The following is a 26,182-nucleotide window of genomic DNA, read 5'->3' as shown; positions in this document are numbered from 1 at the left end:
GATTCGGAGGGTAGACGATGGAGAACATAAAAGCAGTCATCTTCGATTTGGATAATACGCTATTAGATCGAATAAGCACATTTAGAGACTTTGTTAATTCGTTTGTTAATACATATTTTCAACATGAGAAGAGATTGAGGACATCGTACATCGGATTATTGAGTTAGATGAGGATGGATATAAGGACAAGAATAAATTATTTGCAGAGCTATTGGAAGAACTCCCTTGGTTAGTGAAACCGGAAATCTCTGATTTGTTGAATTATTATAGTGCTCAATATAGTACGAATGCATTGTTCATGGAACATGCAGCAGAAACGATTCAGTATGTACGTCAGAAGTATAAAGTTGGATTAATTACAAATGAAGAAATATGATTCAATATGGCAAGATTGATCAACTAGGCATAAGAAATGATTTTGACTTCATTATTGTCTCTGAAGAAGCCGGTATTAAGAAACCGAACATCAAGATATTTCAAATGGCATACGAGAAGATCGAACTAAAACCTGAAGAATGCGTCTATATTGGAGATCATCCCATAAATGATATTGAAGGAGCTGGAAAAGCTGGGATGAACACCATTTGGATTGAAGTCAATCAGCCCTGGAAACATGAAGTAACAATCAGACCTCAACATACAATTAAGCATTTAAGAGAATTGCTAGATATACTTTAGGCGAAACATCATACACAACCACAATTCATCAAACGAGGGATTTGTGATGATAATAAGAAGGGCAGAAATGAATGATCTACATCAAGTTGCGGCATTATCGAAGGTGTGGGAAGAAGAGGATATTACCTATGGATTAAAGGCAAATTCAATCGATGATCTACTGCATTACGTAAGCAATGAATTCTGGATCGTAATCGATCATGAAAAAGTTATTGGATATTTATTAGGCGAAGTGAAGAAGAACGAAGGCTTCGTAATCTTTGAGGAATCGGAACAATCCTATTTTGAAATTGATGAGATCTATATTGATCCAGATTACAGGGAACGAAAAATAGGTTCAGTATTATTAAGTGAAGTAACTAGTCATGTCAAAGAAAAGGGTACGAATAGAATAATGGTAAGTTCAGCTAACAAGGATTTGAAAAATACGATGGGATTTTACGAGAAGAATGGATTTCAAAGCTGGACAATTACATTGTTTAAGTAGATTAGCAATTGTTACTTAAAGATCCAACCAGTTGGTATGATGTGTCAATCGATCTTCAAGCTCGTAATTTAAAGTCTGTATATCTACCGAGGTAGGTTATGCAGGCTTTTTTGATATTTTTTCCACTAAAAAATAGTTGAAAGCGTTTTATTAACATGATATGATTTTATCAAGATAATAAATTATTATTAAGAGAATAAATAAACCTTGGTTTTTTAAAAGTAACCGAGAGGGGAGTTCGGCGTTCATGGGGAGTGAGAATAGGCAATATCTTGAGGAATATTTTCCGATCGCATCCTTTATTGCAGCCATTATCGGTCCGAAATGTGAAGTCGTTGTGCATGATATCAGTGATCCGGAGCACTCGATTGTTCATATTGAGAATGGACACATTAGTGGTCGACAAGTGGGAGATGCATCTACTGACCTCGTGTTGAAAATTCTTAAAACCGAAGCTTACCATGAGGAACAGTATATTGCGAACTATAGAGCGTCGGGGAAAATGGGCCAGAGCTTCCGCTCATCTACCTACTTTATTAAGACTGATCAGGGGAAGCTGGTTGGACTGCTATGCTTGAACATTGATATTACACATATGGAAGTAGCAGCGGAATGGATTCAACATATTTTGCAGGGAGGACCTACCCCTTATATAGCACCTGCTACTCTAGATCAAGCGCCAAAGGAAAAAAAGCAAGCTACCGAGTATTTGCAAGGGAATGCGGATGATCTGCTTCAGCATATGGTATCTTCGGTCACGAATAGATTAACGATTCCACCGGAACGATTGTCATCGCAGGAGAAGATTGAGATTGTTCGTGAATTGAATGATCTTGGCGTTTTCTTACTGAAGGGCGGCGTTTCACAGGTAGCAAACGCATTATCGATATCAGAACCAACTGTCTATCGTTATTTACAAAAGCTGAAATAAACATCTAGAACCCATACCAAGAAGGTGAACATGATGAGTTATAACTTTGATCAAGTGATCAGTAGATTAGGTACTAATAGTGCCAAGTGGGACGGCGTGGTGGACAGCCTTGGTGAAGATATGGTCGTTATTTCTGTAGCAGACATGGACTTGCAAGCGCCTCCACAAGTCGTAGAAAAGGTTAGTGAGATGGCAAGGCATGGAATCTACGGATATACCGATCCGTTCCCTCCATATTATCAGACGGTGCAGAAGTGGCTGTATCGAGCCTACGGATGGAATGTACCGCAAGAGTGGATTGTCTTTAGTCCTCGGATTATTCAAGCGGTATCCATTATGATTCAGCGGTTCACAGAACCGGGGGACCGTATTCTAATGCATACCCCAGCCTATCAACCGATTGCAAATGCTGTTGAACTCAATGAGAGGGAACTTGTAGAAAGTCGTTTACAACTTAAAGATGGACGATATGAAATCGACTTTGAAGCGATGGAACAGCAAATACAAGCGGGAGTTAAGATGGTTTTGCTAATCTCTCCGCATAATCCAACTGGGCGTGTGTGGACAAAATGCGAGCTTGAACGCATAGCCGAGCTGTGCATTACTTATGATGCGTTGATCGTATCGGATGATATTCATGCAGATTTTATTCACGAAGGACATGAGCATACCATTATTGCGAAACTGTCAGAACAGATCGCAGAACGCTCAATCATCTGCACTTCACCAGGCAAAACATTCAATCTAGCAAGCCTTGAAATCGCTAACATTGTGATTCCGAACAAACATTTAAGAGAGCGGTTTCAGCAGGGATTGCGTCAGGCTGGTATTCATAATCCTACTTTTTTTGCTCCGCCAGCACTTGAGGTCGCATACACCGAATGTGATGATTGGCTAAATGAGCTTCGGAATTATATTACAGATAATATATCATTCACGGAAGATTTCTTCGCTGAGCATATGCCTGAGTTAAAAATCGTGAAAGCCGAAGGAACCTATCTATTGTGGGTAGATTGTAGAAGTATTAGTCATCATGAAAGCGATTTAATCGAATGGATTCAGAATAAAAGCCGAGTTAGCGTGAGTTTTGGGACTTCATTCGGTACAGATGGTGAAGGATTTATACGTTTGAACATCGGTGCTCCCAGAGCGGTATTGCAAGAGGCTTTTGAACGAATGGCAAGGAACTACCCTTTAAGAAGCAGATAATTTGAACACATCCATAGGGGGAACCTACAATGGCTAAACTACAACAGGAAAAGACGATTAAGCAACCCACGCTGTTCTTAGCTTTACTACCGATCGTGACCATGATCTTGCTCTTATGTTTAGGGTACGTTCTGTTCGAATTGCCACCAGAACCGCTGATCATCATCTCCACCGTGGTAGCTGGGATCATCGCTATTAAGTTGGGACATAGTTATGATGATATTATGAGTTCTATCGCGCAGAAGATTGCAAAGACCATGCCAGCGATTCTAATTTTGATTACCGTTGGATTTATGATTGGGGCATGGATGATCGGCGGTACCATACCGATGATGATCTATTATGGACTCGACATTATCAATCCACAATTTTTGCTCATCACGGCATTTATAGTTACTTCAATTGTTTCCTTGTGTACAGGTACCTCTTGGGGATCTGCGGGTACCATCGGGGTTGCATTTATGGGAGTTGGAGCAGGTCTGGATGTAAACTTGGCTGCTGTTGCTGGTGCAGTCGTAGCTGGTGCCTATTTTGGTGATAAACTATCGCCTCTATCTGATACAACAAACTTGGCAGCGCTTTCGACTGGTGTAAATTTGTATGAACATATTGGTCACGTACTCTATACAACAGTACCATCCTTTATTGTCGCTGGAACGGTCTTTCTGATTACGGGGTTCAACAGCGGCGGTGCCGATGTAGCAATTCCAGAGAAGGTTGTTACGATTATGGATACACTAGGTACCATATTTAACTGGAATCTCGTCTTGTTACTCCCGGTATTGATCGTATTATATGGATCGATTCGCAAAAAACCTACGATCCCAGTGATGTTGATCTCTTCGTTTGTAGCGTTGGCGAACGGTATGATCTTTCAAGGATTTACATTGCATGATGTGATCTCTTCCGTTATTAACGGCTTCGATGTTGCAATGGTTAACGTTCAAGGTTTTGATGCGGCTGCGGTGCTCCCAGATATTCCACGTCTTCTCAATCGAGGTGGCATGAACTCAATGATGGGAACATTATTGATCTGCTTCTGTGCCATTACGTTCGCAGGTACCATTTCTTTGACGAAATCGCTGGAATTGATTGTGAATAAAATTCTCAAGTATGTGCGTTCGACCGGTTCACTGATTTTGGCAACGATTGCAACTGGTTTGACCATGATTGGTGTAACAAGTAATGGTCAAGTATCCATCCTTATGCCTGGTGAAATGCTGAGAGAAGCTTATATCCGCCGGGGGCTACATCCGAAGAATCTAGGCCGGACGATTGAAGACTCGGCATCAATTGTTGAACCGATTCTCCCATGGACCGCAGCAGGAGCATACATGGCGGGCACGCTTGGCGTTGCAACACTGTCCTACTTACCTTGGGCTATCCTATGCTGGACGGGTATAATCTTTGCAACAATCTGGGGCTTCACAGGCTTTGGGATTACCAAGCTGACACCTGAGCAGCAAGAAGAAATGCTGAAAGAGTACGATGAAGTGAAAACGGTTTAGCCATTATACAGTAGTAAGTGTGTATTTTCAGGATGAATGAATAATGAAACACAAGTGATATGTAAAATAAAGGAGAGATTCTAAATGACAATCCAAAATAGAAAAACCATCGCAACTCCAAACGCTCCAGGTGCTATCGGTCCTTATTCACAAGCTGTGCAATTTGGCAATATGATCATTACTTCCGGACAGCTTGGTATGAATACTGCTGGAGAGTTTCCAGATTCAGTGCTCGAGCAAGCCAAGCAATCCTTATCCAATGTGAAGGCGATATTGGAAGAGGCAGGTTACGGGATGGAGCACGTTGTTAAGACTACAGTTTTTCTAAAAGATATGAACGATTTCCAAACGGTGAATGAAGTGTATGCCACATTTTTCGCAGAGCCTTATCCCGCACGCAGTGCTGTTCAGGTTGCGAAGCTTCCAAAGGATGGACTTGTAGAAATTGAGGTCATCGCAGTTAAATAATCATCGTAAATCGAGACCTCCGGGAAACCGGTGGTTTCTTTTATCTGGTATAATTTAATCATTCCTATTATTGCTAGGGTATCCATTCAAAAGATGAAAGTAGGGAACGTACATATGAATATCCGTATTAGACGATTGAATGAGCAAGACCCTGTAGTTATCTCTGAATCATTCAAAGAACAAGGATGGGACAAACCTGTAGATTTGTATCTTAGGTATCTCGAAGAACAACAAAATGGTGACAGAGTGTCATTAATTGCTGAAGTGGACCAGGCATTTGCGGGTTATGTAAATATACTATGGCAATCTCATTATCCCTCTTTTAAAGAGAAGGGAATCCCTGAGATCAATGATTTTAATGTGTTAATCAAATATCGTCGTTATGGTGTGGGCTCTAAATTGATGGATCAGGCAGAAGCGGTTATTAAAGAGCGTTCTGATATCGCCGGGATTGGGGTAGGTGTGTTCTCTGATTATGGTAATGCACAAATTCTATACGCAAAGCGCGGGTATATCCCTGATGGAAAGGGTATATATCATGGTGAAGGATATGTTGAACGCGGAGATACCGTGTTAATTGATGATGATGTTGCACTTTATTTAACGAAAAAATTGACGTGATCGTGAGGATTTGTATCAGGCATTTCAATCTGCCCAAGCTATGTGTTAATAAAGAAGACCGAGTGTTCGTACACTTGGTCTTTCATTTTATTAAGGAGGCTATAACATGCCAAAACGGTTTAAAAAGATCAGTGTCGTCGTCTTAATTCTTGCCTTAGTGGGGACGAGTATATTCTTCTTCATGAAGTATAAAGAAGTTAACAAGTCAGAGATGGCAACCTACTCGCTTCTGGTTAACCGATTCTACTCATATGGAATATCGATACCCTATAACTCGATTCATCTAGTCAATGAAAAAATAAATAACGGAACTCTTGATGAAGTGGATGTAAAAGTGTGGCTTCATGATATTATTTCAAACATGAGTATAGCTACAGAGACATCTTCAATTGCATCTAATCATTGGAATCTTACCATTGGAGATAGGAATAGACATGACTCTGTAGGTGAGGTGTCTCGGTTTTTTGAGAGCATTCGAGTGAATCTAAACGATATTATCAAAACAGAAAAAGATTATACGATATGGAAGCAGGCATGTGCAGACTTAGAAGGAATATTAAAGATTATGAATAGTAATGTGAGTGAGGAACAATTAGCAGATATGGATTACAGTGAGATTAAAGTGCGTTGGAAGGAGCTAATGAAACTTGTGCATGAACAATATTCGAATTCAAGATTATTAAAATCCTATTTCGCTCTGGAATATTGAGTGGGAACGAAGTAACACATATAGGAGTTGAACTCATTTGGAACAACAGATTAAAGAACTCATGAATGACAAGGTACTTGAAAATGCTGCAAGTTCATTTGGTTTAGACTTCTCAGAATTAAAGTATATCGGTGGCTTTCAAAATTTCGTTTATGAGTATGACCGAAATGGACAACAATATATTCTTCGAATTACTCACAGCTCTCATAGAAACTCAGATGAGGTCAGAGGGGAACTTGAATGGATAGATTATCTGCATCAAAATGGAGTATCCGTCAGTAAGTCTGTACCATCGAAGTATGATAGACAAGTTGAGGTTATCGAACTTGAGAACTCAAGTTTTATAACGACTTCATTCGAGAAAGCACCGGGCAAAAAGATCTTTTACCCAGAGTGCATGAATAATGATGCCTTATCCGAAATGTGTGGCGAAATCACAGGAAAGATTCATGAATTATCGAAGAGATATGTTCCAAGTAGGAAGGAAATAGTGCGTCACCATTGGACAGAGAACTCTTATTTAAAGAACATGAAGAGATTTGTTCCTTTGAATCAACATCAGATATATGAGAGTTATGAAGAGCTCGCGGATCAGATAAATAAGTTAAGAAAAAATGATCAGTATGGACTTATTCATGGTGACATCAATGTAGGAAACTTTTTTGTGGACAATGATAAAATAACGCTTTTTGATTTTGATGAATGCCAATATAGCTGGTACGCAGAAGACATAGCTATTCAAATGTTTTATATGGTTTATGTTGTACTTGATGATTCAATAGTAGAAAGAAATAAGCAGGCTAGTAGATTTCTAAAGTCTTTCCTTAAAGGCTATGAACGAAATACAGCGATTGATACGGCTTCAATGGATAACATTCGTTTGTTTCTGAGATTGAGGGAACTTATCGTTTATATCGCAATGTACCGAAGTTTTGATCTTTCAAATTTAGATAACTGGACTAATGCATACATTAAGGAGAGCCAAGAGCGACTGGAGCGAGGGGTACCGATAGTAGATTACTAGGATTACTACTTAAAATGGAAAGGTGCAAACATGATTACTGATCATCAATTAGTTATAAATAATTTCGAAGAAAAGTTAAAACTGTTTACTCATGCAGTTAGTGGGAAACTAGCAAGTGAAGAAGATTTCGTCATAGCGAATACCGAAGTTCCCACGGATACATTCAATGTTTTATTGCCAAAATCCCCGATTATTCACAATGCAGATAAGATTAGATATGGAATCGATAATTTTATTTCTAAAGAATATCCCTTTAGTACGTGGGTTGATGCTAAGTTGTTAAACGATGCATGGAGAGAGTTTATGCAAGAATATGGTCTTGAAGAAGCAGAACGTAATGTAATGATGAAACTTGAAAATACGCTTCATGTTGATCAGAATCATTCCAGACAGCTTATCATTACTTCTGTGAAAAGTAATGAAGAACTTATGAAATACACAGAGGTTTTTATGTGCCTATTCGAAGGATCACCAGAAAAAGAAGCGTTAGAAAGTTATTTTAATAAGTTTTCACAAGTTAAATTAGGTGCTAAAGTTCAAATGTTTATTGGCTGCATAGGTGAAATGACCGTGACTACTGGTTTATTAATTGAAAGTAAAGATAGTTATGGTATTTATGATGTGATGACAAAAGAAACATTTAGAGGCAAAGGGTTTGGCAGCGAAATGTTTCAGTTCCTTTTAAATCAAACGAAGGATAAACAAAAACCGGTTGTATTACAGGCTTCAGATGATGGGATCAATATCTATAAGCGATTTGGATTTAAAGATGTCGGAGAAATGGTCGTATTTGAATAACTTAATATAATCGTCCCATCAGAGACTAAATTGCTCCTTCTGGGACTTTTTGTTATAATTTTTGAATGATATGTGATTGGGGGTTATGTAGATGGCAACGCTGAATTGCTCATTAGCTAGGAGGTCCTCATGCAAAGCCTAACCTAGGGCGATACTTTGTGTGAGGTGCGATAGAATGGATTCGATCGCCCAACTTAATTTTATCGTTTCTAATAACAGGCTTTGCACCTTATGATTTTTTCATATTGAATAAGGGGCTGAAACCTATGAATACACCATTTATTAGAAACTATCAATATAATGTGATTAAGAAAAATGCTAATTTCCTGTTGAAGACACTGCGAACTGTTGCAGATCGGAAGGTTTTGGAGACGGTAAGATATACTACTGCGAAGAACATTGTTGACGTCTTCTCTTATCTGTCAGAGGAACAGCAGAAGATGTTGGAGCAAGTATCAACTTTCGAGACAGCGGAAGATTTTCAGAAATATCTTAGTACACTAGAATCATATTTGGTTCCGTATCCGCCAATTACGTTAAAACAAATTCAAAAGTTGTTTCCTAAGAATAAGAAGCTGAAGGTTCCTGATCTTGGATCCATTGATTTTAGATATGTGACATATCTAAGCTGGACAGATATTGCAACGAACAAATTATTCATTGTATATCCGTTCGAAGATCGGTTCGTCGGTATCGAGGGAAGGATTACGCCGACACACAAGAAGGGGTATTGCATGTTCTGCAATCGACATCACGAGCTCGCATTCTTCTCGGTTAAGACGAAATCCTCAAGTGCTTCACCGGATAATTACGCTGCTTTTGGCCAATACGTATGTATGGATAACACGGTATGTAATCAGAGCATTACAGATACAGGACCTCTCGAGAGATTTATTCTCTCCATTCAGAAATAACATTAAAGGCTGCCTTGAAAGGCAGCCTTTTCTAATCTGTTTATCAAATATACTTAATGAGGAATGAAAAGTTATGAAACGTATATTCTTTGCTGTATTCATACTGACCCTTACCATTGGGTGCACGTCTAAATACAATCGAGGAACCTATGATCTCTATCTAATACCGGAAGGTTATGAAGGAGATATTACAGTTACTTATAACGTTAAAGATGCCCCTAAACTTGAAAAAGAAGGGAAATATGACGTAATTCCGGTTCATGCGAACGGAAGATATGAAACTTCTAATCCTATGTATGATTACGGTGAGGTTATAGACCAATATTATTATGTGGATCAGAAAGGGAAACGAACGGTAATTGATCCGCTATGTGTACAGGTAAAGGGTACTGGGGGCTCTACGAGCTCAGATGGTGTTGAAACCCACTTCACCAAGATGGAAGTAACAAATTCCGAGTGTGGCGAGGACTTTATGCTTGGGAATCGTCCGAATAACGAATAACAAAAGGAAGTATTCGATATGAAGTTAATGCCAGAATATGCCCATGTTTTAATTGTTGGAGTTGTTTTTCAGAGCTCGTGGAGCTGGTATATTACTGAACGAGAATATTGGTTTTTGAACCTTGAGATGGAAGACCGATTTGGAATTGAAATATTGAATGAATCAACAGCTAAGGACTTCTTACCAAGAATTGAAGAATATAGAGTTCCAACTTCAGAGTTATCTGATATGTTAGAAGATCTGAAGGATGCATTTGAAAATTACGATGAAGTGTTGGAGTTTCTACCCACGATCTATGTTAATTTTGATAAGAGAGAGTTCTATTCATTGTATCCTGAACCTATGTCATTTGAAGATTATGTTCCAGAAGGATGGTTAGGTGAATATAAAGACTTCTATGGATTAGTGCCTGTTCAGGAAAGATATTGGGTAGTTGATGGTGAAGATCTCTTTATGAAGTTATATCAAGATCTACGGAAGCCGATATAACAGCAGCATCAATTCGAGACATTAAGGAGCTTAGATCATGAATTCTAGCACGAATCATCAAATTACGATCGATTGTACAGATATCATTCTACGTGAATACCGCATGGAGGACCTTGATCCGTTACATGAGATTACGTGGCAGCCAGAGATTTTTGAATATTTACCTGGATGGAATGTATCCAAAGAGATGAGAGAAGACTGGTTAGCTCATTATGAGATTCCAGAGAATAACCAGTTTCTTCAGGCAGTTAATGAAGAGAAACATGTGAACCAGCTTAGGCTACGTTTAGCTATGGTATTAAAGGACGATGGTGAATTTATTGGATGGTGTTGTTCTGGAATAAAGGACGAGTTGCCTGAACCGAATAGAGAGATAATGTATGGGATATCAAAAAACCATAGAAACAAAGGATATACGACACAAGCTGTTAAAGGGATGATAGATTACCTGTTTCACAATACAGAGATTGAAGAATTAAGCGCAATAGCTCTATTGAATAATAATCCTTCTAATAAAGTTATTGAGAAGTGTGGATTCGAATTCGAGAGAGTCATTGAAATTGATGACGAAGAGTACAACTATTATAAAATATATAAATAAGGCGGAAAAAATGTGACATTATCGTAGCTGATTGATACAAGCCAGTTAGGGACATTTTTCTATAAAAACGTTATCAAATAGGCTATACTTGGTGTGCCCATGTACAGCCTATTATATTTTTTCACTTGGGAAATACATAGAGAATAGGACAGAGACGATGACACAATACACCATGACGGACATGATGCAAGCCTATGCGGAGGATGCTTTAGACCTTGCAAAACAATTGAATGTTGAATTGAATTTCACTGAAGAAAGTCTAATTCTATTGGATCAAATCCTTGAACAGTATCATAAGGGTATTCCAAAAGGAATAAAGAAAATCTTTTCAAGAGGTCCAACGGAAGAACAGCTTAATCATATGGCAAAGATATGGGGCGGGTATTTAGGCGAAACTATAATCAGACAATGCGGTGGGGAATGGATAATGAGCAGCGCATTTGAGGATGCAATTGCATTAAAAGTAGGAGAATCAGAAATTTACCCACCCGCAAAAGTATATAAGAGAATCATTAATGGATCTGAAGATAATGTGAATGTATACTATAAACTATTGAAACAAGATTGGGATAAATAACAGATTGAAGGGGTTAAAACATGGGAGCTTGGGGATATGGGAATTTTGATAATGATACAGTGCTAGATTGGATCGGTGACCTGGTAGAAACGGAAGGCTTGGAATTAGTTTCTGAATTTATCGAAATGGTGCTTGATGAAGATGATTTAGATGCAGATACCGCATCTTCAGCTATTGGAGCGATTGAAGTATTAGCGGCGTTGCATAATAGACCGGCAACAGAACAGCATGATGATGAAGACCTTGAAGAGTGGATCGAGCAGCATAAAGGACAAGGTGCTAATCTACTCGAAGTGGCTCAAAAAGCGCTGAGAAAGATACTTGCTGAATCCGAGCTCAAAGATTTATGGGAAGAAACGGAACATTATGAGGATTGGGTTAAAACTGTTAAAGAGTTGGAAAATAGATTAGTAGTTTGAGTATTTTAGTAGACTAGAAGATATGATTGTGAATGGACACTGATAATAATCGAATAGCTTTAGACAACCAACGACCCTGCCAAAGATAAGCGTTATCTATGGTGGGGTCTTTTCAATTAAACAAAAAAAGTCTGAAATGAAAACGAAATCTGTTTAAGTAGGTGAAATCTATGGAGCGCATAGAAACCGATCTCAATATTAGACCTGCGTCATTGGATGAGGCCGCTGTGGTCTTAGAGCTGTGGCAGAAATCTGCAAAATGGCTAAATTCAAAGGGAATTTATCAGTGGCGTCCAGAGTACTTTGATCTCGGGCAAGTTCAGGAATTTATGACGAACGGATCGAATGTTTATCTTGCTGAATTAGACAATGAGATTGTAGGAACCTATGTGATTACATGGTCAGATCCGTTGATTTGGAAAGAGCTAGATTCACTAGATGCAGGCTATATTCATAGATTTGCAGTGAATAGAGATTATCAAGGCCAAGGAATTGGAAGGGTTCTTCTAAGATCAGCAGAAATACATATTAAACAAAATGGTAAGACGTTAATAAGACTCGATTGTATGGCAGATAATTCAAGGCTTAATCAGTACTACATAGACTATGGATTCGAATACATAAGAAGAATAGATGGGAAGGGTTGGAGCGCTAATTTGTATGAAAAAAGGGGGTGAAAACATGATAACAGAACTTAAAAACCAAGACTTTTATAAAGTAAGGCACTTAACGGATAAGAGTAAGAATATCGAGATTAGAGCAATAGTGGACGGGAATAACCCTGGCAGGGTATATGTTGATCATCCGTCAGAACCTACGGCTGCATTAATCTGGATCGAAGGTCAAAAGGGCTTTCAGATCGTTGGAGATGTATGTAGTAGTGCTTTCCTCTCCGATCTAGTAGGATACATGAGAACGCATATTGAACCCCAGCTACAAAAGATAGATGTTCATTGGGTGGAGATTGGTGCTGAAATGGATACTTGGGGCAATACGTTAGATGAAATATTCATTAACCGCAATATATCGAGCGACAATCAACATGTGTTTAGATTAATGGATCGATTGGCATCTATGAAGCCTCAAAATCATGAATTAACGATTCAACGTATCGATAGGGAACTACTCTATTCAAAACAATTAGATAACCATTCGTTTTTGGAGCAGAAGATCTATCATTTTTGGGATTCAATAGATTCTTTCTTACAGCATGGATTTGGCTATATTGCTATACAAAATAACAAGGTGGTAAGTTCGTGCTTTTCTTCTTTTGTTGCGGATCAAACCCACGCTATTGATATCGAGACTTTAGAACAATATAGAAGAAAAAATTATGGTGCTGCCGTGGCTAGCGCTTTTGTAGAGGAGTGTATTCAACGAGGGCTTCATCCTTACTGGGATTGTACCCCAGAGAATAAAGGGTCCATTCGATTGGCTGAGTCGGTAGGGATGACTCATTATTTTGACTATCAGATATATTATTACAAAATTCAGTAAACGGCTCAATGGATTCTAAAACAAGTGAGGTGCGAAATGGATAAAAAGATCATCCAAAGTGCTAGAGATTTATCGGTCAGGGTCATTCGGGAAGCGGGTCTGATTGCCAAAGAAAGGTTTGATAACTTTATTGAAGTGAGATCTAAAGATGAGTTTGGGGATGTTGTTACCGAAGTAGACTTTTTAGCCGAAGATATCATCATTAAGCAAATTCAAGCTGCTTTTCCAGAGCACCAAATCCATAGTGAAGAGGCCGGAGTTATCGGAGCACAGAGTGACTGGTTATGGTTAATTGATCCTCTCGATGGAACGAATAATTTCGCGATTGGTCTGCCTGTCTTCTCGACTTCAATAACATTGATGTATAAAAGAGAGCCTGTCATGGGAGTCGTATATGAACCTTTAACCGATCGATTATTCGTATCTATGATTGGACAAGGAACAACCTTTAATAATCGACCGATTCAAATGAAGAGTAACCCTAACATTTTCAAAGGAAATATAGGCTGGATTCAAGGACATAAAGTACAGAACGACATCAGGGCAGTGAAGCTAAGGCAATATATTGATATTAAATTTAAAAGGATGATGAGATTATGGGCCCCCACACTTCAATGGTGCATGCTCGCTAAAGGTGATATAGACGGAATTGTTCTCTACAATTCGGAAGGGGACGATTTATATTCAGGTATTTTGATGGTTAAGGAGGCTGGTGGAATCGTGATCGATTTTGAGGGGAATCCCTTTACCGGTATGAATGAAGAACCGTATATTATTGCCTGCCACCCAGCTCATAAAGAAGACTTGATTAGAATGGTTAGAGAAGGATTGGGTCAGTAATGTCTAAATACTACTGGGACAATAAAATCGAATATCTTAAAAATACCCGATGGTTATATTACAACGACGATTATTTAGAATTTCTCATCCAACGTGTGTGGAAGATACATAAACCTGTAAAAATCATAGATTATGGCTGTGGATTCGGCTATCTGGGCTTGAAACTCCTTCCATTGCTACCGCCGGGATCAACATATACGGGAATTGACAAGGGTTCTGCATTAATGAATGAAGCGAAAGAAATATTCTCACAACTATCTTATGAAACTGAATTTATAGAGTCTGACATTGAAGACATCGAGTTAGAACGGAAGTATGACATTGCAGTAAGTCATGCTTTTTTATTACATATGGTTGATCCAAAAAGAATTGTACAGAAAATGATGGATAGTGTTCGTGATAATGGAATGGTGATCTGCTTCGAACCGCATTGGATCGGGAATATGGCGAACAATTTTCTGGATGGAATTGAACTAAGTAAAGTGATTCAACTGGGTGTACTTCAGAAATTATATGAAGAAGATATGAAGCGAACTGGAAAAAGTGGGAACATCGGAATCCAACTACCAGTCCTGCTAAGTCAGTTGGGAGTAAGGAACGTTGGGTGCAGGGTTAGCGATAAGGTTAACTTCCTTGATCAGAACATGGATACTTCAAGTAAGCATATGCTATTTAGTGCATTGAAGGAAGAAGGCTTGGGACAACAAACTTCTGATGATATTTCAAAGTTCACAAACAATTTAATGGCTAGAGGATTAACCGAATCTGAGGCTAGAAAACAATATGAAGCTGAATCCACTTTTGCGAAGGAATTTGATGATGAATCATGGTTGGTTTATGCACCTAACATGAAAATATCCTTTGGGACAGTAAGTATTAAGGATTGATAAGGAGAAGATGATGAAGACTCGTTTAATGTCTACTGCCTTTTTGTTTAATAACGATAAAATTTTAATGATGAAACGGTCAGCAGAGCGTAAGCTGGCTCCTGGTGTCTGGACAGGTATTGGGGGTCATATCGAACCCGAAGAAATAAACAATCCTGAAATTGCTGTTAAGCGTGAGATCTATGAAGAAACGGGAATAGAAAATCATAGATTGTCGGATCTAAATTTGAGATATGTTTTGCTTCGTCAGAAAGGTAATGAAATTAGAGAGCAATTCGTCTATTTTGGGAGGACGGATCAACAGCAACTAGTAGAGAATGATGAAGGTGAATTGCATTGGTTAGATATTGAGAGCATTCACGAATTAGATAAACCCATGATTATTGAATCAATGATTGAACATTACTTTGAATTTGGGATTGATAATAACGAAATCTATGTAGGATTACTAACCATGACTGCTGATAATAAGGCTAAAATGACATTCAGCGCCATGAGAGATCCTATTGTTGTATAGTAGCGACGTATAAGGAGTAATCAAAATGTATACTCACAGGCCACTTTTAGAAGAGGATCTAATTAAAATATGTACCTGGCCGCAATCATCAGACGAATTAATGTACGTGAGCCCGAGATTTACATACCCCCTAACACCAGAGCAGATTATTACCATGTTAACAAATCGATTCGAGCCGACGGTTGTGATAGAGATCGAATCAGGACAACCTGTTGCATATGCCAATCTCTATGCTGAAAGCAAAAGCGATAGGCATTGTTGGCTTGGGAATGTCATCGTTTCACCAGATTATAGAGGCAAGGGTGCAGCGGAAGTATTACTAAATACAATGATGTATACAGCCAAACAAAAATATGGAATGAAGAAGCTCCTTCTCTCTTGTCACAACACCAATTCAAGAGGACTCGCATTTTACGATAAGCATAGGTTCAGACCCTTTGATCTAAAATTAACGAAACTAGAAGACGACAGAAGATTAATCACGATCCAAATGGAAAAAGAGCTGTAGGCATAGCACTAGAACAAAGGAATATAATATGGAGTCTTGAGTGAGGAAGGAATAATCCAGATGTATGAAAGGGTGTTTGTGGATGGAACTTCAAGAAATGAATCAACAATTAAAACAAACAAGAGAAGAATTACTAACCATTCTTAACGGACTTCGTGGCGAACAGCTAAATAAGCGGAAAGACCCGCTCAGTTGGAATATTAGTCAGATATGTGAGCACTTAAGTAAGACAGAAGAATTGTATGTCATAGCAATCAACAGAGGATTAAAAAGCACGGAGGATTCACTCATAGAGATCAAACCTTTAGAATTACTACTTGATCGAAATACAAAGATTAATGCTCCTGATATTGCAAAGCCAACGGACGAGCTTTTGGAATGTGAAGAAATTATCGATAGACTAAACCGGTCAAGAAAGAAATTAAATGAGACCTTAAGCGCAATCGAAGATCCTTCTGTGCTGAGTAGAAGATATTATATACATCCTTTTTTTAGAGAGATGCTATTGATTCAATGGGTTGAATCTCTATTTCTGCATGAACAAAGACATATTGCACAAATCAATGAAATCTTAGAGTACGAGTAAATAATATTCTTTACACACGAACGTGCATTCGTTATTATATTCCTATATATGGATTCTAATTCTTGGAGGTAGTGATATGGGAAGAGTTGTTCTATTTGAAATGAATAGTCAAGATCCTGATCGTGCTGCAGCATTTTATTCGTCAGTATTTGGATGGAAAGTTGCAGAGCCCAATTGGGGGTACTACCCTGTGACAACAGGTTCTGCTGATAAAGCAGGAATTAATGGAGGCATCTCCAAAGGTCCTAATGACTTTCCTCATGGAACAAGAATTCAAATCGAAGTTGAGAATATCGACGAGTCTATACAAAAATCGGTTGAAGCAGGTGCGCAGATCGTAAGAGATAAGATGGAATTTGATGATTTCTACCTAGCTTATCTTGTGGATCCTGTAGGAAATGGTATCGGATTAATTCAGAATAAGTGATGAACTACCCGGCTTAGGATAGGAGCTATCTAAGGCTGGGTTATTTTTTTAATACATAAAGAAATTCAAGGGATATAGAAGTCAAGGGTGCTCATATTTAGTTAGTGGGGTATGGATCATATCGTTCTTCCACATTGAACAGTATAGCGAGGAACCTTTATGAAAAATCGTTCAAGATTTTCTTTACGCTTTAAATTTATTTCTGCTTTTTCGTTAATCATGATTCCGCTTGTTTTATTTCTATATTTCAATAATGTGTATGCTATGGGGGTAGTTCGCGAACAGGTTTCTTTGACCAACCGGAATTATGTTATTAAGAATGTAGAAGAAAATGAGCGTATCCTGAAGGAAACAAACCGGTATTTATATAGTCTGGGGGAACAAGATCCCGATATTATATCATTGTTTTTCTTGCCCTATGGAAGTGGGGATTACACCATCGCTAAACAGCGTATCGTAAATAAATTTCGAAGTGATCTTGGATTTTATGACTTACTTGATGGTTTATTTCTTTATGACACTTTCAATCAGGACACTGTCTTGGCTACTCAAAATGAGTATAATGAAAAAGTTATGGCGATCCAGGATATGATGCCTAAGGCGGCTCTCAAAAGTGCAGAGGTTCTTACTTATAAGTGGGAGATTGTACAGCTTAAAGACAGCTACCATCTTGTCAAAATAGTACGAATTAATGAGCAGTTCATTGCGGGGGCATGGGTCCCGGTAAATAGCCTCAATCAGCGGGTCCACAGCTCGGAATGGGGAGAAGGTGGCGGTTCAGTCATCTTATCTGAGGAGGGAACTCCGCTATCTAAGTCCGAAATGCCCAAGGAGGTTGTAAGCCTGGCCTCGCACAATAAATCTGCACTCACATCTCTATATCAAGTTGTTGGGACAGGGGATAAACAAGATCGTTATTTAATGATTGGTGTGCCCGCTCATGAAGCATTGATCCATTATGTAGTCATGCTACCTGAGTCGAGTATAATGCGTAATTTGCCTGTATTTCAGGAGATTATTCGACTATTGCCTATTGCGGCCACTATTGTTCTTTTGTTAGGTCTTTTCTTTCTAAGACAGGTCTTGTTTAAGCCGATGAACACACTGATTCGAGGAATGAAAAAGGTGAGTCGAGGAAATTTGAATGTAAAGCTTGGACCCACTTCATCTCCAGAGTTCACCTTTGTTACGGAAACCTTTAATCAGATGACAGCTGAGGTACAGAATCTAAAGATCGGTGTGTACGAAGAGCAGCTCCGTGTCCAAGAAGCTGAACTCAAACAGCTGCAAATGCAAATAAATCCTCATTTTTATTTAAACTCACTCCATATTGTTCATAGTCTAGCCGCTCTCAAAAAATATGATTTGGTTCAGAAAATGGCTGAGCATCTTGGTGGTTGTTTTCGATTCAGTATGCAAGCTGATCGCAGCCTAATTCCGATAAAAGATGAACTGAAACATGTAGAGAACTATCTCGAAATTCAAAAGCTTAGATTTCCTCATCAATTAAAGTATCAATTGGAATTAGACCCACAAGCTGAAGAGGCACGTATTCCTCCTTTAACAGTTCAGCCTTTTGTTGAAAATAGTGTATTATACGGATTTAAAAAAGGAAGAAATCTATTAGAGATTACAATACAGGTCAAATACTTACCTGAAGAGGAACAGATTCAAATCCAGATGATAGATAACGGTCCTGGCTTCCCAGAGGATGTGCTTGCTCGATTGCATGAAGGCCAATATACCCCAGAAGAAAGTACAGGGCGAAGTATCGGCATTTGGAACGTCCAGCATCGTCTAGGTAAAATAAAAGACGCTAATGTTGAACTTCGTTTTGAAAATAAGGCTGATCGTGGAGCTTTTGTACAAATAACGATGAACTACAAATGTCTAAAGTCTGCGGAGGAGGTTTCTCATGTACAGCTTACTCATCGTGGATGATGAATACTATGCGGTCGAAGCTATGTTGCATGCTGTAGAATGGCAGCAAATAGGGATACATCATTTATATACGGCAATGTCTGCGGATGAAGCTCGGAGTATTCTCCAACAGGAATCGATTGATATTATGATCTGTGATATTGAGATGCCGGAAGAAAACGGGCTATCTCTTCAGGACTGGGTAAAGCATCATTTGGATCATATAGAAACGATCTTTCTAACGGGGCATGCGGAATTTTCATATGCACAAAAGGCGGTTCAGCTCGGTAGCTTCGATTATTTATTGAAACCGATTAACTCTGATCTCTTGATTGAAACCGTTAGACGAGCATTAGAAAAGAGAAATCGGCATTTAGAATTTCTGAAATTATCTGAAATGTATGACACTTATACAAAAGAAGACCTTTCCTATAAACCGAAGCGAATCAGTCGCTTCTGGAAAGACCTTTATTCTTCTCGTTATCCACGAAGTGAAGTGGAATTAAGGGAATTAAAACGAATCTACCATGTGGATATTGATCCAGGGACAGTCATTCTACCTATATTATTTCGTGTGGAGGAATGGTTGCGTCATTTTCCTGACCAAGATATTGATATTATGGAGTTTGGGTTATGTAATGCAGCGGAGGAGCTGGTTATAAAAGAGCATGCAGGTGATGTCATCGTAGACCAGCGAGGTTATATACTAGCTTTAATTCGTTCTAAGATACAGAACATACAAATACACGGTGAAATAACGGAGGCTTGTAAAGATTACATATCTCGATGCACAGCATATCTTTCTTGTCGATTGTCTTGCTACATTGGAGAGTGGACCCAACTGAAGAATATGCCTGAGGCTTATCGTCAATTAGTACGTAGCTATAGACGTAATGTAACGGGAAACGATGGGGTTTTTAAGATTCAGTTAAGCAGTGAGAGCGATGACCCTCCCACTGAGCTTGTCCCGCTGCCATGGGCTTCCGAGATATCACTGCATCTGGAAACAGGAAAAGTTAAGGAAGCACTGTATAAAGCGGATGAACTCATTGATTGGATCGAGGAACAAAAGCCATTATCTTCAGAACTGCTCCAAACCTATTATCATGCAATGCTGCATTCGATTTACCCTCTGCTCCATAAGAAAGGGATCGCCTTGCGTAGTATATATTCCGAAGAGGAACCGCAGGAGCTAGAAGTCACAAGATCTTGTACTGTTCTTCGAGCGTGGGCTCAGGATCTGATCTCTCGTGTAGGATTGCTGCTGCATCCTGAAGGTGAGGATACCTATTCAATGATGGAGAAGGTATGCTTCTACATTAACGCTAAGCTGGAATATGATCTGGGAAGAGAAGAAATTGCAGAATTCATTGGTTTTCATCCTGCTTATTTATCAAGGCTGTTCAAGAAAGAAAAGGGAATCTCTTTGAGCGACTATATTCTTGAAGCAAGAATTAAGAAAGCACAGGAGCTATTAGAGACAACGAATGCCACCGTTACAGAAATTGCGAGCAAAGCGGGCTATTTGAATTACACACACTTCACCAAAATGTTTAAAAAGTATACAGGGATCACTCCCCAGCAATATCGTAAGCAAAAGCGTGAATAAGGCATACGAAAAGCAAACGCTGTAAGCGTTTGCTTTTTTATAATCAAGATGTCATCAAATGACACAATAAGAGGTTACGATACAGCGTATTTGTATGACAACGTAATTCTTATAATGAAGCTAACACGATATGGAAGGGGGAGCATGAATGAATTCGAAGGAGGGGAAAGGTGTTCAGTAATGCCTAAGTCATACAAAAGCAAGAGAACCATTCTGTATAATCTGGGAAAGTATAAAGTGCTGTATCTTATGTTCTTGCCGGGGATCATATTCTTACTCATAAATAACTATCTGCCTATGTTTGGTGTCATCATTGCATTTAAAAATGTAAATTACACGGATGGAATTCTCGGTAGCCCTTGGGCTGGGCTGAATAACTTTAAATATCTTTTTAGTACTTCAGATGCTTGGGAAATTACGCGTAATACACTCGCCTATAATGTGGTATTTATTTTACTAAATCTATTACTAGGTACGGGGTTGGCTATTCTACTGAGTGAAGTAAAAGGAAGATTCTCTTCAAAGTTTTATCAATCAGTAATGCTGCTCCCGTACTTTTTATCCATGATTGTGATTAGTTATTTGGTGCTAGCTTTTTTAGGAAAAGATTCAGGTTTTATGAATACAGGTGTTCTACCGCTTCTGGGTCAAGACCCAGTTGATTGGTATTCTGACCCGAAATACTGGCCTTATATTCTACCATTTGTGAACACTTGGAAGAATATCGGTTATTATGTGGTCATTTATTTGGCAGCTGTCATTGGAATAAGTGAAGAATATTATGAGGCAGCTGTGCTTGATGGCGCGAGTAAGTGGAGTCAGGTGCGTTATATTACGGTGCCATTCCTGTACCCCCTAATGATTGTCATGACCTTGCTGCAAATTGGTCGTATTTTTTACGCGGATTTTGGATTGTTCTATCAAGTTCCACTTGAATCGGGTGCGCTGTTCCCGGTTACAAATGTGCTTGATACCTATGTCTATCGTACATTCTTGGTCGGTGGGGACATAGGGATGTCATCGGCTGCCGGACTATATCAAGCGGTCGTTGGATTTGCACTTGTGCTGCTATCTAATAGTATTGTTCGCCGTGTTAATAAGGATAACGCACTATTTTAGAAGGAGGAGAGTTCTTTGCGTATGGGTTCTGCCAGTAGTCCGCTCCAAGTCTCAAAACGATCAGGCGCTGTTATTCATATCTTTTTTATCTTTTATGCCGCACTATGTATCCTGCCACTCATTCTTGTGCTCTCCATCTCGTTATCCGATGAAACAACGGTGATTGCAAGTGGCTATCGGTTTATTCCGGAGATGTTTAGTATAAGTGCTTATGATTACTTATTTAAAGATATGAGTCAGATTATTCGATCGTACGGTGTATCGATTTTTGTAACCGTCGTAGGAACACTCGTCAGCGTCGCACTAACGGCTTGCTACGCTTACCCATTATCGAGAGGTGATCTACCCTATCGTGGATTCTTTGCCTTCTTTATTTTCTTCACGATGCTGTTTAATGGTGGGTTAGTGCCTTGGTATCTTGTCTACGTCAATATATTAGATATGAAAAATTCCATCTGGGTCTTGATCATGCCCATGCTGCTGTCTCCGTTCTTTGTTCTCATCATGCGGACGTTCTTCGCGAATTCGATCCCGAAGTCGGTATTGGAGTCTGCTAGAGTGGATGGTGCAGGAGAGTTTCGCACTTTTATTAGGATTGTTCTTCCTTTATCACTCCCCGTACTGGCTACGGTTGCCCTGTTCAGCACACTCAATTACTGGAACGATTGGTATCTCAGCATGATATTTATATCGGATAATAAAACAATTAGTCTTCAATATTTGATGTATCGGACACTGCTTGATATTCAATATCTTACCTCTAACTCCAATGTGGCTTCACAGATATCATCCCAGGGAGGGATGCTCGATTTACCCAACAAGACCTTGCAAATGGCAATGGCCGTTGTGGGAATCGGACCGATTGTACTGGCATATCCTTTTTTTCAACGTTACTTCATTAAAGGACTTACGGTTGGTGCAGTCAAAGGCTAATGATGTTCTAAAGATAGGCATAAGTCTATGAGTGGAAATAAACCTGTGGAGGTCATGGAATGAATCAAAGTCAAATTGGACGTCTGTTAAGACGAAAATTATCAGTTACCTTGGGGATTATTACGATATTTGCTCTTTTGTTAAGCGCATGCGCTGGGGGAGGCAAGACGGCTACACCTGAGAATGAACCAAAATCGGGTGGAGATACCGAAGTTAAATCAGAGAAATCCTATGAAGTGTCCTTATATTATCCTGGAACGCCTCAGAAAGATGTGGCCAAAGTCGAAGCTGAAATTAATAAATATATGGAGCCTAAAATCGGAGCAACACTTAAGATCAATGCGATTGACTGGGGACAATGGGACAATAAGCTGAACCTTATGATCTCGTCAGGTGAGAAATCAGATATTATATTTACAGCAGCATGGCAAAATTATACGGTAAATGTAGCAAAAGGGGCATTCCTGCCATTGAACGATCTGCTCGAAAAAGCGGGCAAGGATATTGTTCAAAATTTGGATCCTGCTTTTTTGGAAGGTTCAAAGGTAGATGGTAAAAATTACGGTGTACCAACCAATAAGGAACTGGCTGCAACCCGTGGTGTATTAGTTAGAATAGACCTGCTAGATAAATACAAACTGGATATTACAAGTGTAACAACATGGGCTGATCTAGAGCCGTTGCTCAAAACAATTAAGGAGAATGAACCCGGAATCACTCCATTCTATATGTCTAATTCTACGGGGAATGGACTATTGGATAATTTAGATTGGGACTATCTGGGTGATGCATCTGTTCCAGGTGTGATTCGAAAAATCGGTTCAGATACGACTGTTCTGAATGAAGTAGAAACCCCAGAGTTTAAGGAAGCTGCTGCACTTGCACGCAAGTGGTTTGAAGCTGGTTATATTAATAGTGATTCAGCAACCTCAACCGTGTTCCCGAAAGACCAAGCCAAAGCAGGTAAAGCTTTTATGTGGACTGATGGTATGAAGCCCGGAAAAGATAAAGAAGAAGAAGGATATGTAGGGTTTCCACTCGCTCAGATTGAACTTACCCAACCAACGATTACAACAGGAGATGCCTCTGGAGCGATGCTAGCTATTTCTCGTACCTCTCAGAATCCTGAAAAAGCGATGGAAGTCATTAATCTACTTCACTCAGATCGGTACGTAAATAACTTACTCAACTTTGGTATTGAAGGTGAACATTATGTAAGAAAAGAAGGCAGTGATCATATCATTAGTCTGCCGGAGGGGATAGATCCGAACAATCGAACGTATAACCCAGGTGCGCAGTGGCAGCTTGGTAATCAATTCCTAAATGATCTGTGGGATAATGAAGACCCTCAAAAATGGGAGAAATTCAAGGAATTTAATGCAAGAGGTGTAAAATCGCCGGCGCTAGGATTTACTTTTAACAGTCAGTCGGTCAAAAACGAGATTGCTGCCGTTAATAACGTCAACAAACAATTTAAGCCAGCACTTACTTCCGGTGCAGTAAATCCGGATGAAATGCTTCCTAAGTATGCTGAGAAATTAAAAGCTGCAGGAATTGATAAAATCATTGCTGAGAAGCAAAAACAGCTTGATGCTTTCTTGGCCAATAAATAATTCATACGAAGGAACTGTGTCGATTACCATTTTCGATACGGTTCTTTCTTTGGTTTGTTAATCTTCCTTTAAATGATTATTAGTACTTCCTATGCTACAGATTCCATTGTACACTTTAGGATAAGGAAATATTAGTAAAAGGCCCGGCTGAAGATCATGGATATCTAAGGTGGGTATTTTTTGGCAGGAAAAAGGAGACTAGATGATAGAGAAAATAAAAGTACGGCATATTCAATTCATGGGGTATTTGTCTTGCTATGCTTCGATCATGCTATGGGTGCTTCTGATTTGGAATGAACCATATTTTGATGGAATGAATAGCATTAGTTTACTTCATTCTGTAACTATGATCTTGTTGCCTTCTCTTCTTTTTCTGATTGGGTTATATACATCAAAAGTGCTGTTAATGATTCTAGCTTTGTTGTGGGGTATTCCTTATGCAGTATATATGCTGATTACTTCAAGTATCTATATGCTCTTCGGATTCATTAGTTTTCTCTATTTAATCTGTATCATCTTACTTCGTCTGAAAAGTGTGAAGTATTGGTGATAAACTTCGGAAGTGAAAGGCAGGGGGATGAAAGCATGCTTAAACATACCATTGATCATTCTACGTATCTATCCTTGTTAGAGATTAGGGATGCAGATAAGTTATATGCATTAATTAACAGGAATCGGGATCATATTGGGAAGTGGTTAAAGTTCCCTAGTGTGACGTTAACACCGGATGATTCCAAGGCCTTTATCGAAAGAATCCGTTTAAAATATTCCGAGGGAGATGGATACTGGTTAGGCATATGGAATGAGAATGAGTTAGTAGGATCCATAGGTTTTTTATACATAGATCAAGAGAATAAGAAAACGGAAATAGGATATTGGCTAGGGCAAGAATATGAAGGTAAAGGTTATGTGACAAGTTCGGTCAAAGCGTTAATCCATTATGGATTTGCTAAGCTTCATTTAAATAAAATTGAAATAGGTGCCGCCACAGAAAATACTAAGAGTCGTGCTATTCCGGAGAAGCTAGGATTCAAGCGTGAAGGTGAAATCAGAGATTATGAATATATGAACGGAAGATTTCTGAATCGAGTCATGTATGGATTGAAATCAATGGAATGGAACGTACTTTAGAAGGGGGAAGTCCGCTAGTGAAGATTTTTTTAGTAAGGCACGGTATGGATGAGGAAGGATTTCGAGGAGGGTGGAGTAACCGAGGGTTAATCGAACAAGGCGTCCATCAGTCTAAAAAACTTGCACAATATCTGGTTGAACAATCAGACCAATATGGTATTAACACGTTAATGAGCAGTGATCTTACTCGGGCGGTTGAAACAACAAGGGAGATTGAATCCGTTCTGAAGCTAGAAGCCATCTATTCAGAAGAATGGAGAGAAATGAATAACGGGGAACTCGCTGGTATGGAACACAAAGAAGCTGAGGCAAACTATCCGGGGATATATTTTAATACACTTCAAATGGATACAGCTTTCCCAGGAGGAGAAACTCCACTTGATTTTTATAACAGAATTCGAAAAGCATTTAATGATTTGTGTATGAATCTAGAAAGCAAAAAGGTGCAATCGAATGTATTAATCGTCACGCATGGTGGCGTGATTAATGTGTTGTATTATCTATTGAATGGTCAAGAATGGACCAATAAATCTCCGTTTCATTCGATTGAGAATACAAGTGTACATACGATAGAGCGGACAGCTAATGGGTGGGGAATGACGGAAAGGAATTTTATGAATCATTTAAGAGGTTTTGAAATTGGATCGATAAGAAACTAAT

The 26,182-nt window shown here is 39.0% G+C and carries 33 protein-coding genes; all 33 read left to right on the top strand.

Annotated features, from left to right (window positions below; all coding sequences use genetic code 11):
• Positions 1-211: 211 nt before the first annotated feature.
• The 33 genes from AC3WJJ_RS11205 to AC3WJJ_RS11045 all read left to right on the top strand — a co-directional run bounded on the left by AC3WJJ_RS11205 (position 212) and on the right by AC3WJJ_RS11045 (position 26,181).
• Entirely contained in the window at positions 212-376 is a 165-nt protein-coding gene (locus AC3WJJ_RS11205) for a hypothetical protein (protein ID WP_492540569.1), read from the top strand.
• Positions 373-678, top strand: a complete 306-nt coding sequence (locus tag AC3WJJ_RS11200) for an HAD family hydrolase (protein WP_492540567.1) — start codon at positions 373-375, stop codon at positions 676-678. Before AC3WJJ_RS11205 ends, AC3WJJ_RS11200 begins: the two co-directional genes overlap by 4 nt.
• Before the next feature lie 67 nt (positions 679-745).
• Entirely contained in the window at positions 746-1,165 is a 420-nt protein-coding gene (locus AC3WJJ_RS11195) for a GNAT family N-acetyltransferase (protein WP_492540565.1), read from the top strand.
• A 247-nt stretch (positions 1,166-1,412) separates the two neighbouring features.
• A complete protein-coding gene (locus tag AC3WJJ_RS11190; RefSeq protein ID WP_492540563.1) occupies positions 1,413-2,096 on the top strand; it encodes a helix-turn-helix transcriptional regulator in 684 nt (227 codons plus the stop codon).
• A 33-nt stretch (positions 2,097-2,129) separates the two neighbouring features.
• Positions 2,130-3,305: a MalY/PatB family protein gene (locus AC3WJJ_RS11185; RefSeq protein WP_492540561.1), complete on the top strand. Its 1,176-nt coding sequence runs from the start codon at positions 2,130-2,132 to the stop codon at positions 3,303-3,305.
• A gap of 29 nt (positions 3,306-3,334) precedes the next feature.
• The gene (gene nhaC, locus AC3WJJ_RS11180) at positions 3,335-4,813 is read left to right on the top strand and encodes a Na+/H+ antiporter NhaC (RefSeq protein ID WP_492540560.1); all 1,479 of its coding nucleotides are present in this window, start codon (positions 3,335-3,337) and stop codon (positions 4,811-4,813) included.
• An 84-nt stretch (positions 4,814-4,897) separates the two neighbouring features.
• Positions 4,898-5,281 carry a RidA family protein gene (locus tag AC3WJJ_RS11175; protein WP_492540558.1) on the top strand — a complete coding sequence of 128 codons (384 nt, stop codon included), beginning with the start codon at positions 4,898-4,900 and terminating at the stop codon, positions 5,279-5,281.
• A gap of 114 nt (positions 5,282-5,395) precedes the next feature.
• Entirely contained in the window at positions 5,396-5,902 is a 507-nt protein-coding gene (locus AC3WJJ_RS11170; protein ID WP_492540556.1) for a GNAT family N-acetyltransferase, read from the top strand.
• A gap of 106 nt (positions 5,903-6,008) precedes the next feature.
• Positions 6,009-6,611, top strand: a complete 603-nt coding sequence (locus AC3WJJ_RS11165) for a hypothetical protein (RefSeq protein WP_492540554.1) — start codon at positions 6,009-6,011, stop codon at positions 6,609-6,611.
• 37 nt (positions 6,612-6,648) lie between these two features.
• A complete protein-coding gene (locus AC3WJJ_RS11160; RefSeq protein ID WP_492540553.1) occupies positions 6,649-7,635 on the top strand; it encodes a phosphotransferase enzyme family protein in 987 nt (328 codons plus the stop codon).
• A gap of 30 nt (positions 7,636-7,665) precedes the next feature.
• Positions 7,666-8,433 carry a GNAT family N-acetyltransferase gene (locus tag AC3WJJ_RS11155; RefSeq protein ID WP_492540551.1) on the top strand — a complete coding sequence of 256 codons (768 nt, stop codon included), beginning with the start codon at positions 7,666-7,668 and terminating at the stop codon, positions 8,431-8,433.
• A gap of 266 nt (positions 8,434-8,699) precedes the next feature.
• Positions 8,700-9,347, top strand: coding sequence for a FusB/FusC family EF-G-binding protein (locus AC3WJJ_RS11150; protein WP_492540549.1), 648 nt, complete (start codon positions 8,700-8,702; stop codon positions 9,345-9,347).
• Positions 9,348-9,420: 73 nt separating this feature from the next.
• Positions 9,421-9,849, top strand: a complete 429-nt coding sequence (locus AC3WJJ_RS11145; protein WP_492540547.1) for a DUF6843 domain-containing protein — start codon at positions 9,421-9,423, stop codon at positions 9,847-9,849.
• Between the two features lie 18 nt (positions 9,850-9,867).
• The gene (locus AC3WJJ_RS11140; protein ID WP_492540545.1) at positions 9,868-10,338 is read left to right on the top strand and encodes a hypothetical protein; all 471 of its coding nucleotides are present in this window, start codon (positions 9,868-9,870) and stop codon (positions 10,336-10,338) included.
• A gap of 37 nt (positions 10,339-10,375) precedes the next feature.
• Positions 10,376-10,939 carry a GNAT family N-acetyltransferase gene (locus AC3WJJ_RS11135; RefSeq protein ID WP_492540543.1) on the top strand — a complete coding sequence of 188 codons (564 nt, stop codon included), beginning with the start codon at positions 10,376-10,378 and terminating at the stop codon, positions 10,937-10,939.
• Positions 10,940-11,111: 172 nt separating this feature from the next.
• Positions 11,112-11,516 carry a hypothetical protein gene (locus tag AC3WJJ_RS11130; protein WP_422657573.1) on the top strand — a complete coding sequence of 135 codons (405 nt, stop codon included), beginning with the start codon at positions 11,112-11,114 and terminating at the stop codon, positions 11,514-11,516.
• Positions 11,517-11,536: 20 nt separating this feature from the next.
• Positions 11,537-11,935 carry a DUF4259 domain-containing protein gene (locus tag AC3WJJ_RS11125; RefSeq protein WP_492540541.1) on the top strand — a complete coding sequence of 133 codons (399 nt, stop codon included), beginning with the start codon at positions 11,537-11,539 and terminating at the stop codon, positions 11,933-11,935.
• Between the two features lie 170 nt (positions 11,936-12,105).
• A complete protein-coding gene (locus AC3WJJ_RS11120) occupies positions 12,106-12,612 on the top strand; it encodes a GNAT family N-acetyltransferase (RefSeq protein WP_492540539.1) in 507 nt (168 codons plus the stop codon).
• Positions 12,613-12,616: 4 nt separating this feature from the next.
• Entirely contained in the window at positions 12,617-13,432 is an 816-nt protein-coding gene (locus AC3WJJ_RS11115) for a GNAT family N-acetyltransferase (RefSeq protein WP_492540537.1), read from the top strand.
• A 36-nt stretch (positions 13,433-13,468) separates the two neighbouring features.
• On the top strand, positions 13,469-14,272 hold the full coding sequence (locus tag AC3WJJ_RS11110; protein WP_492540535.1) for an inositol monophosphatase family protein: 804 nt from the start codon (positions 13,469-13,471) through the stop codon (positions 14,270-14,272).
• Complete coding sequence (locus AC3WJJ_RS11105; RefSeq protein ID WP_492540533.1) at positions 14,272-15,159, top strand: methyltransferase domain-containing protein; 888 nt, start codon at positions 14,272-14,274, stop codon at positions 15,157-15,159. The genes AC3WJJ_RS11110 and AC3WJJ_RS11105 overlap by 1 nt, the downstream gene beginning before the upstream one ends.
• A 13-nt stretch (positions 15,160-15,172) precedes the next feature.
• Positions 15,173-15,676, top strand: a complete 504-nt coding sequence (locus AC3WJJ_RS11100) for an NUDIX domain-containing protein (protein WP_492540531.1) — start codon at positions 15,173-15,175, stop codon at positions 15,674-15,676.
• 25 nt (positions 15,677-15,701) lie between these two features.
• The gene (locus AC3WJJ_RS11095) at positions 15,702-16,184 is read left to right on the top strand and encodes a GNAT family N-acetyltransferase (RefSeq protein WP_492540529.1); all 483 of its coding nucleotides are present in this window, start codon (positions 15,702-15,704) and stop codon (positions 16,182-16,184) included.
• An 82-nt stretch (positions 16,185-16,266) separates the two neighbouring features.
• Positions 16,267-16,770, top strand: coding sequence for a DinB family protein (locus AC3WJJ_RS11090; RefSeq protein WP_492540527.1), 504 nt, complete (start codon positions 16,267-16,269; stop codon positions 16,768-16,770).
• Between the two features lie 76 nt (positions 16,771-16,846).
• Positions 16,847-17,197 carry a VOC family protein gene (locus AC3WJJ_RS11085; protein WP_492540526.1) on the top strand — a complete coding sequence of 117 codons (351 nt, stop codon included), beginning with the start codon at positions 16,847-16,849 and terminating at the stop codon, positions 17,195-17,197.
• Positions 17,198-17,356: 159 nt separating this feature from the next.
• Complete coding sequence (locus tag AC3WJJ_RS11080) at positions 17,357-19,138, top strand: sensor histidine kinase (protein WP_492540524.1); 1,782 nt, start codon at positions 17,357-17,359, stop codon at positions 19,136-19,138.
• Complete coding sequence (locus AC3WJJ_RS11075; RefSeq protein ID WP_492540522.1) at positions 19,113-20,726, top strand: response regulator transcription factor; 1,614 nt, start codon at positions 19,113-19,115, stop codon at positions 20,724-20,726. Before AC3WJJ_RS11080 ends, AC3WJJ_RS11075 begins: the two co-directional genes overlap by 26 nt.
• 180 nt (positions 20,727-20,906) lie before the next feature.
• Positions 20,907-21,845 (top strand): ABC transporter permease, encoded by a 939-nt coding sequence (locus tag AC3WJJ_RS11070; protein ID WP_492540520.1) that lies wholly within the window; start codon positions 20,907-20,909, stop codon positions 21,843-21,845.
• Between the two features lie 21 nt (positions 21,846-21,866).
• The gene (locus AC3WJJ_RS11065; RefSeq protein ID WP_492542013.1) at positions 21,867-22,778 is read left to right on the top strand and encodes a carbohydrate ABC transporter permease; all 912 of its coding nucleotides are present in this window, start codon (positions 21,867-21,869) and stop codon (positions 22,776-22,778) included.
• A gap of 59 nt (positions 22,779-22,837) precedes the next feature.
• Complete coding sequence (locus AC3WJJ_RS11060) at positions 22,838-24,391, top strand: ABC transporter substrate-binding protein (protein WP_492540518.1); 1,554 nt, start codon at positions 22,838-22,840, stop codon at positions 24,389-24,391.
• Positions 24,392-24,593: 202 nt separating this feature from the next.
• A complete protein-coding gene (locus AC3WJJ_RS11055) occupies positions 24,594-24,941 on the top strand; it encodes a hypothetical protein (protein WP_492540516.1) in 348 nt (115 codons plus the stop codon).
• A gap of 35 nt (positions 24,942-24,976) precedes the next feature.
• On the top strand, positions 24,977-25,522 hold the full coding sequence (locus AC3WJJ_RS11050; RefSeq protein ID WP_492540514.1) for a GNAT family N-acetyltransferase: 546 nt from the start codon (positions 24,977-24,979) through the stop codon (positions 25,520-25,522).
• A 17-nt stretch (positions 25,523-25,539) separates the two neighbouring features.
• Positions 25,540-26,181 (top strand): histidine phosphatase family protein, encoded by a 642-nt coding sequence (locus AC3WJJ_RS11045; RefSeq protein ID WP_492540512.1) that lies wholly within the window; start codon positions 25,540-25,542, stop codon positions 26,179-26,181.
• Position 26,182 lies beyond the last annotated feature (1 nt).

The organism is Paenibacillus sp. FW507-14B1B, assembly GCF_058781425.1.
Note: the sequence above shows the minus strand (reverse complement) of the source record. Positions and strands in the feature narration are given on the sequence as shown.

Bases quoted from the DNA above. Each gene is read 5' to 3' on its own strand.
- AC3WJJ_RS11130 (WP_422657573.1), top strand. From the start codon at position 11,112: ATGACGGACATGATGCAAGCCTATGCGGAGGATGCTTTAGACCTTGCA.
- AC3WJJ_RS11120 (WP_492540539.1), top strand. From the start codon at position 12,106: ATGGAGCGCATAGAAACCGATCTCAATATTAGACCTGCGTCATTGGAT.
- AC3WJJ_RS11125 (WP_492540541.1), top strand. From the start codon at position 11,537: ATGGGAGCTTGGGGATATGGGAATTTTGATAATGATACAGTGCTAGAT.
- AC3WJJ_RS11140 (WP_492540545.1), top strand. From the start codon at position 9,868: ATGAAGTTAATGCCAGAATATGCCCATGTTTTAATTGTTGGAGTTGTT.
- AC3WJJ_RS11100 (WP_492540531.1), top strand. From the start codon at position 15,173: ATGAAGACTCGTTTAATGTCTACTGCCTTTTTGTTTAATAACGATAAA.
- AC3WJJ_RS11085 (WP_492540526.1), top strand. From the start codon at position 16,847: ATGGGAAGAGTTGTTCTATTTGAAATGAATAGTCAAGATCCTGATCGT.
- AC3WJJ_RS11165 (WP_492540554.1), top strand. From the start codon at position 6,009: ATGCCAAAACGGTTTAAAAAGATCAGTGTCGTCGTCTTAATTCTTGCC.
- AC3WJJ_RS11170 (WP_492540556.1), top strand. From the start codon at position 5,396: ATGAATATCCGTATTAGACGATTGAATGAGCAAGACCCTGTAGTTATC.
- AC3WJJ_RS11075 (WP_492540522.1), top strand. From the start codon at position 19,113: ATGTACAGCTTACTCATCGTGGATGATGAATACTATGCGGTCGAAGCT.
- AC3WJJ_RS11105 (WP_492540533.1), top strand. From the start codon at position 14,272: ATGTCTAAATACTACTGGGACAATAAAATCGAATATCTTAAAAATACC.
- AC3WJJ_RS11080 (WP_492540524.1), top strand. From the start codon at position 17,357: ATGAAAAATCGTTCAAGATTTTCTTTACGCTTTAAATTTATTTCTGCT.
- AC3WJJ_RS11185 (WP_492540561.1), top strand. From the start codon at position 2,130: ATGAGTTATAACTTTGATCAAGTGATCAGTAGATTAGGTACTAATAGT.
- AC3WJJ_RS11110 (WP_492540535.1), top strand. From the start codon at position 13,469: ATGGATAAAAAGATCATCCAAAGTGCTAGAGATTTATCGGTCAGGGTC.
- AC3WJJ_RS11145 (WP_492540547.1), top strand. From the start codon at position 9,421: ATGAAACGTATATTCTTTGCTGTATTCATACTGACCCTTACCATTGGG.
- AC3WJJ_RS11050 (WP_492540514.1), top strand. From the start codon at position 24,977: ATGCTTAAACATACCATTGATCATTCTACGTATCTATCCTTGTTAGAG.
- AC3WJJ_RS11055 (WP_492540516.1), top strand. From the start codon at position 24,594: ATGATAGAGAAAATAAAAGTACGGCATATTCAATTCATGGGGTATTTG.
- nhaC (WP_492540560.1), top strand. From the start codon at position 3,335: ATGGCTAAACTACAACAGGAAAAGACGATTAAGCAACCCACGCTGTTC.
- AC3WJJ_RS11195 (WP_492540565.1), top strand. From the start codon at position 746: ATGAATGATCTACATCAAGTTGCGGCATTATCGAAGGTGTGGGAAGAA.
- AC3WJJ_RS11095 (WP_492540529.1), top strand. From the start codon at position 15,702: ATGTATACTCACAGGCCACTTTTAGAAGAGGATCTAATTAAAATATGT.
- AC3WJJ_RS11090 (WP_492540527.1), top strand. From the start codon at position 16,267: ATGGAACTTCAAGAAATGAATCAACAATTAAAACAAACAAGAGAAGAA.
- AC3WJJ_RS11200 (WP_492540567.1), top strand. From the start codon at position 373: ATGATTCAATATGGCAAGATTGATCAACTAGGCATAAGAAATGATTTT.
- AC3WJJ_RS11155 (WP_492540551.1), top strand. From the start codon at position 7,666: ATGATTACTGATCATCAATTAGTTATAAATAATTTCGAAGAAAAGTTA.
- AC3WJJ_RS11135 (WP_492540543.1), top strand. From the start codon at position 10,376: ATGAATTCTAGCACGAATCATCAAATTACGATCGATTGTACAGATATC.
- AC3WJJ_RS11070 (WP_492540520.1), top strand. From the start codon at position 20,907: ATGCCTAAGTCATACAAAAGCAAGAGAACCATTCTGTATAATCTGGGA.
- AC3WJJ_RS11065 (WP_492542013.1), top strand. From the start codon at position 21,867: ATGGGTTCTGCCAGTAGTCCGCTCCAAGTCTCAAAACGATCAGGCGCT.
- AC3WJJ_RS11190 (WP_492540563.1), top strand. From the start codon at position 1,413: ATGGGGAGTGAGAATAGGCAATATCTTGAGGAATATTTTCCGATCGCA.
- AC3WJJ_RS11115 (WP_492540537.1), top strand. From the start codon at position 12,617: ATGATAACAGAACTTAAAAACCAAGACTTTTATAAAGTAAGGCACTTA.
- AC3WJJ_RS11175 (WP_492540558.1), top strand. From the start codon at position 4,898: ATGACAATCCAAAATAGAAAAACCATCGCAACTCCAAACGCTCCAGGT.
- AC3WJJ_RS11150 (WP_492540549.1), top strand. From the start codon at position 8,700: ATGAATACACCATTTATTAGAAACTATCAATATAATGTGATTAAGAAA.
- AC3WJJ_RS11060 (WP_492540518.1), top strand. From the start codon at position 22,838: ATGAATCAAAGTCAAATTGGACGTCTGTTAAGACGAAAATTATCAGTT.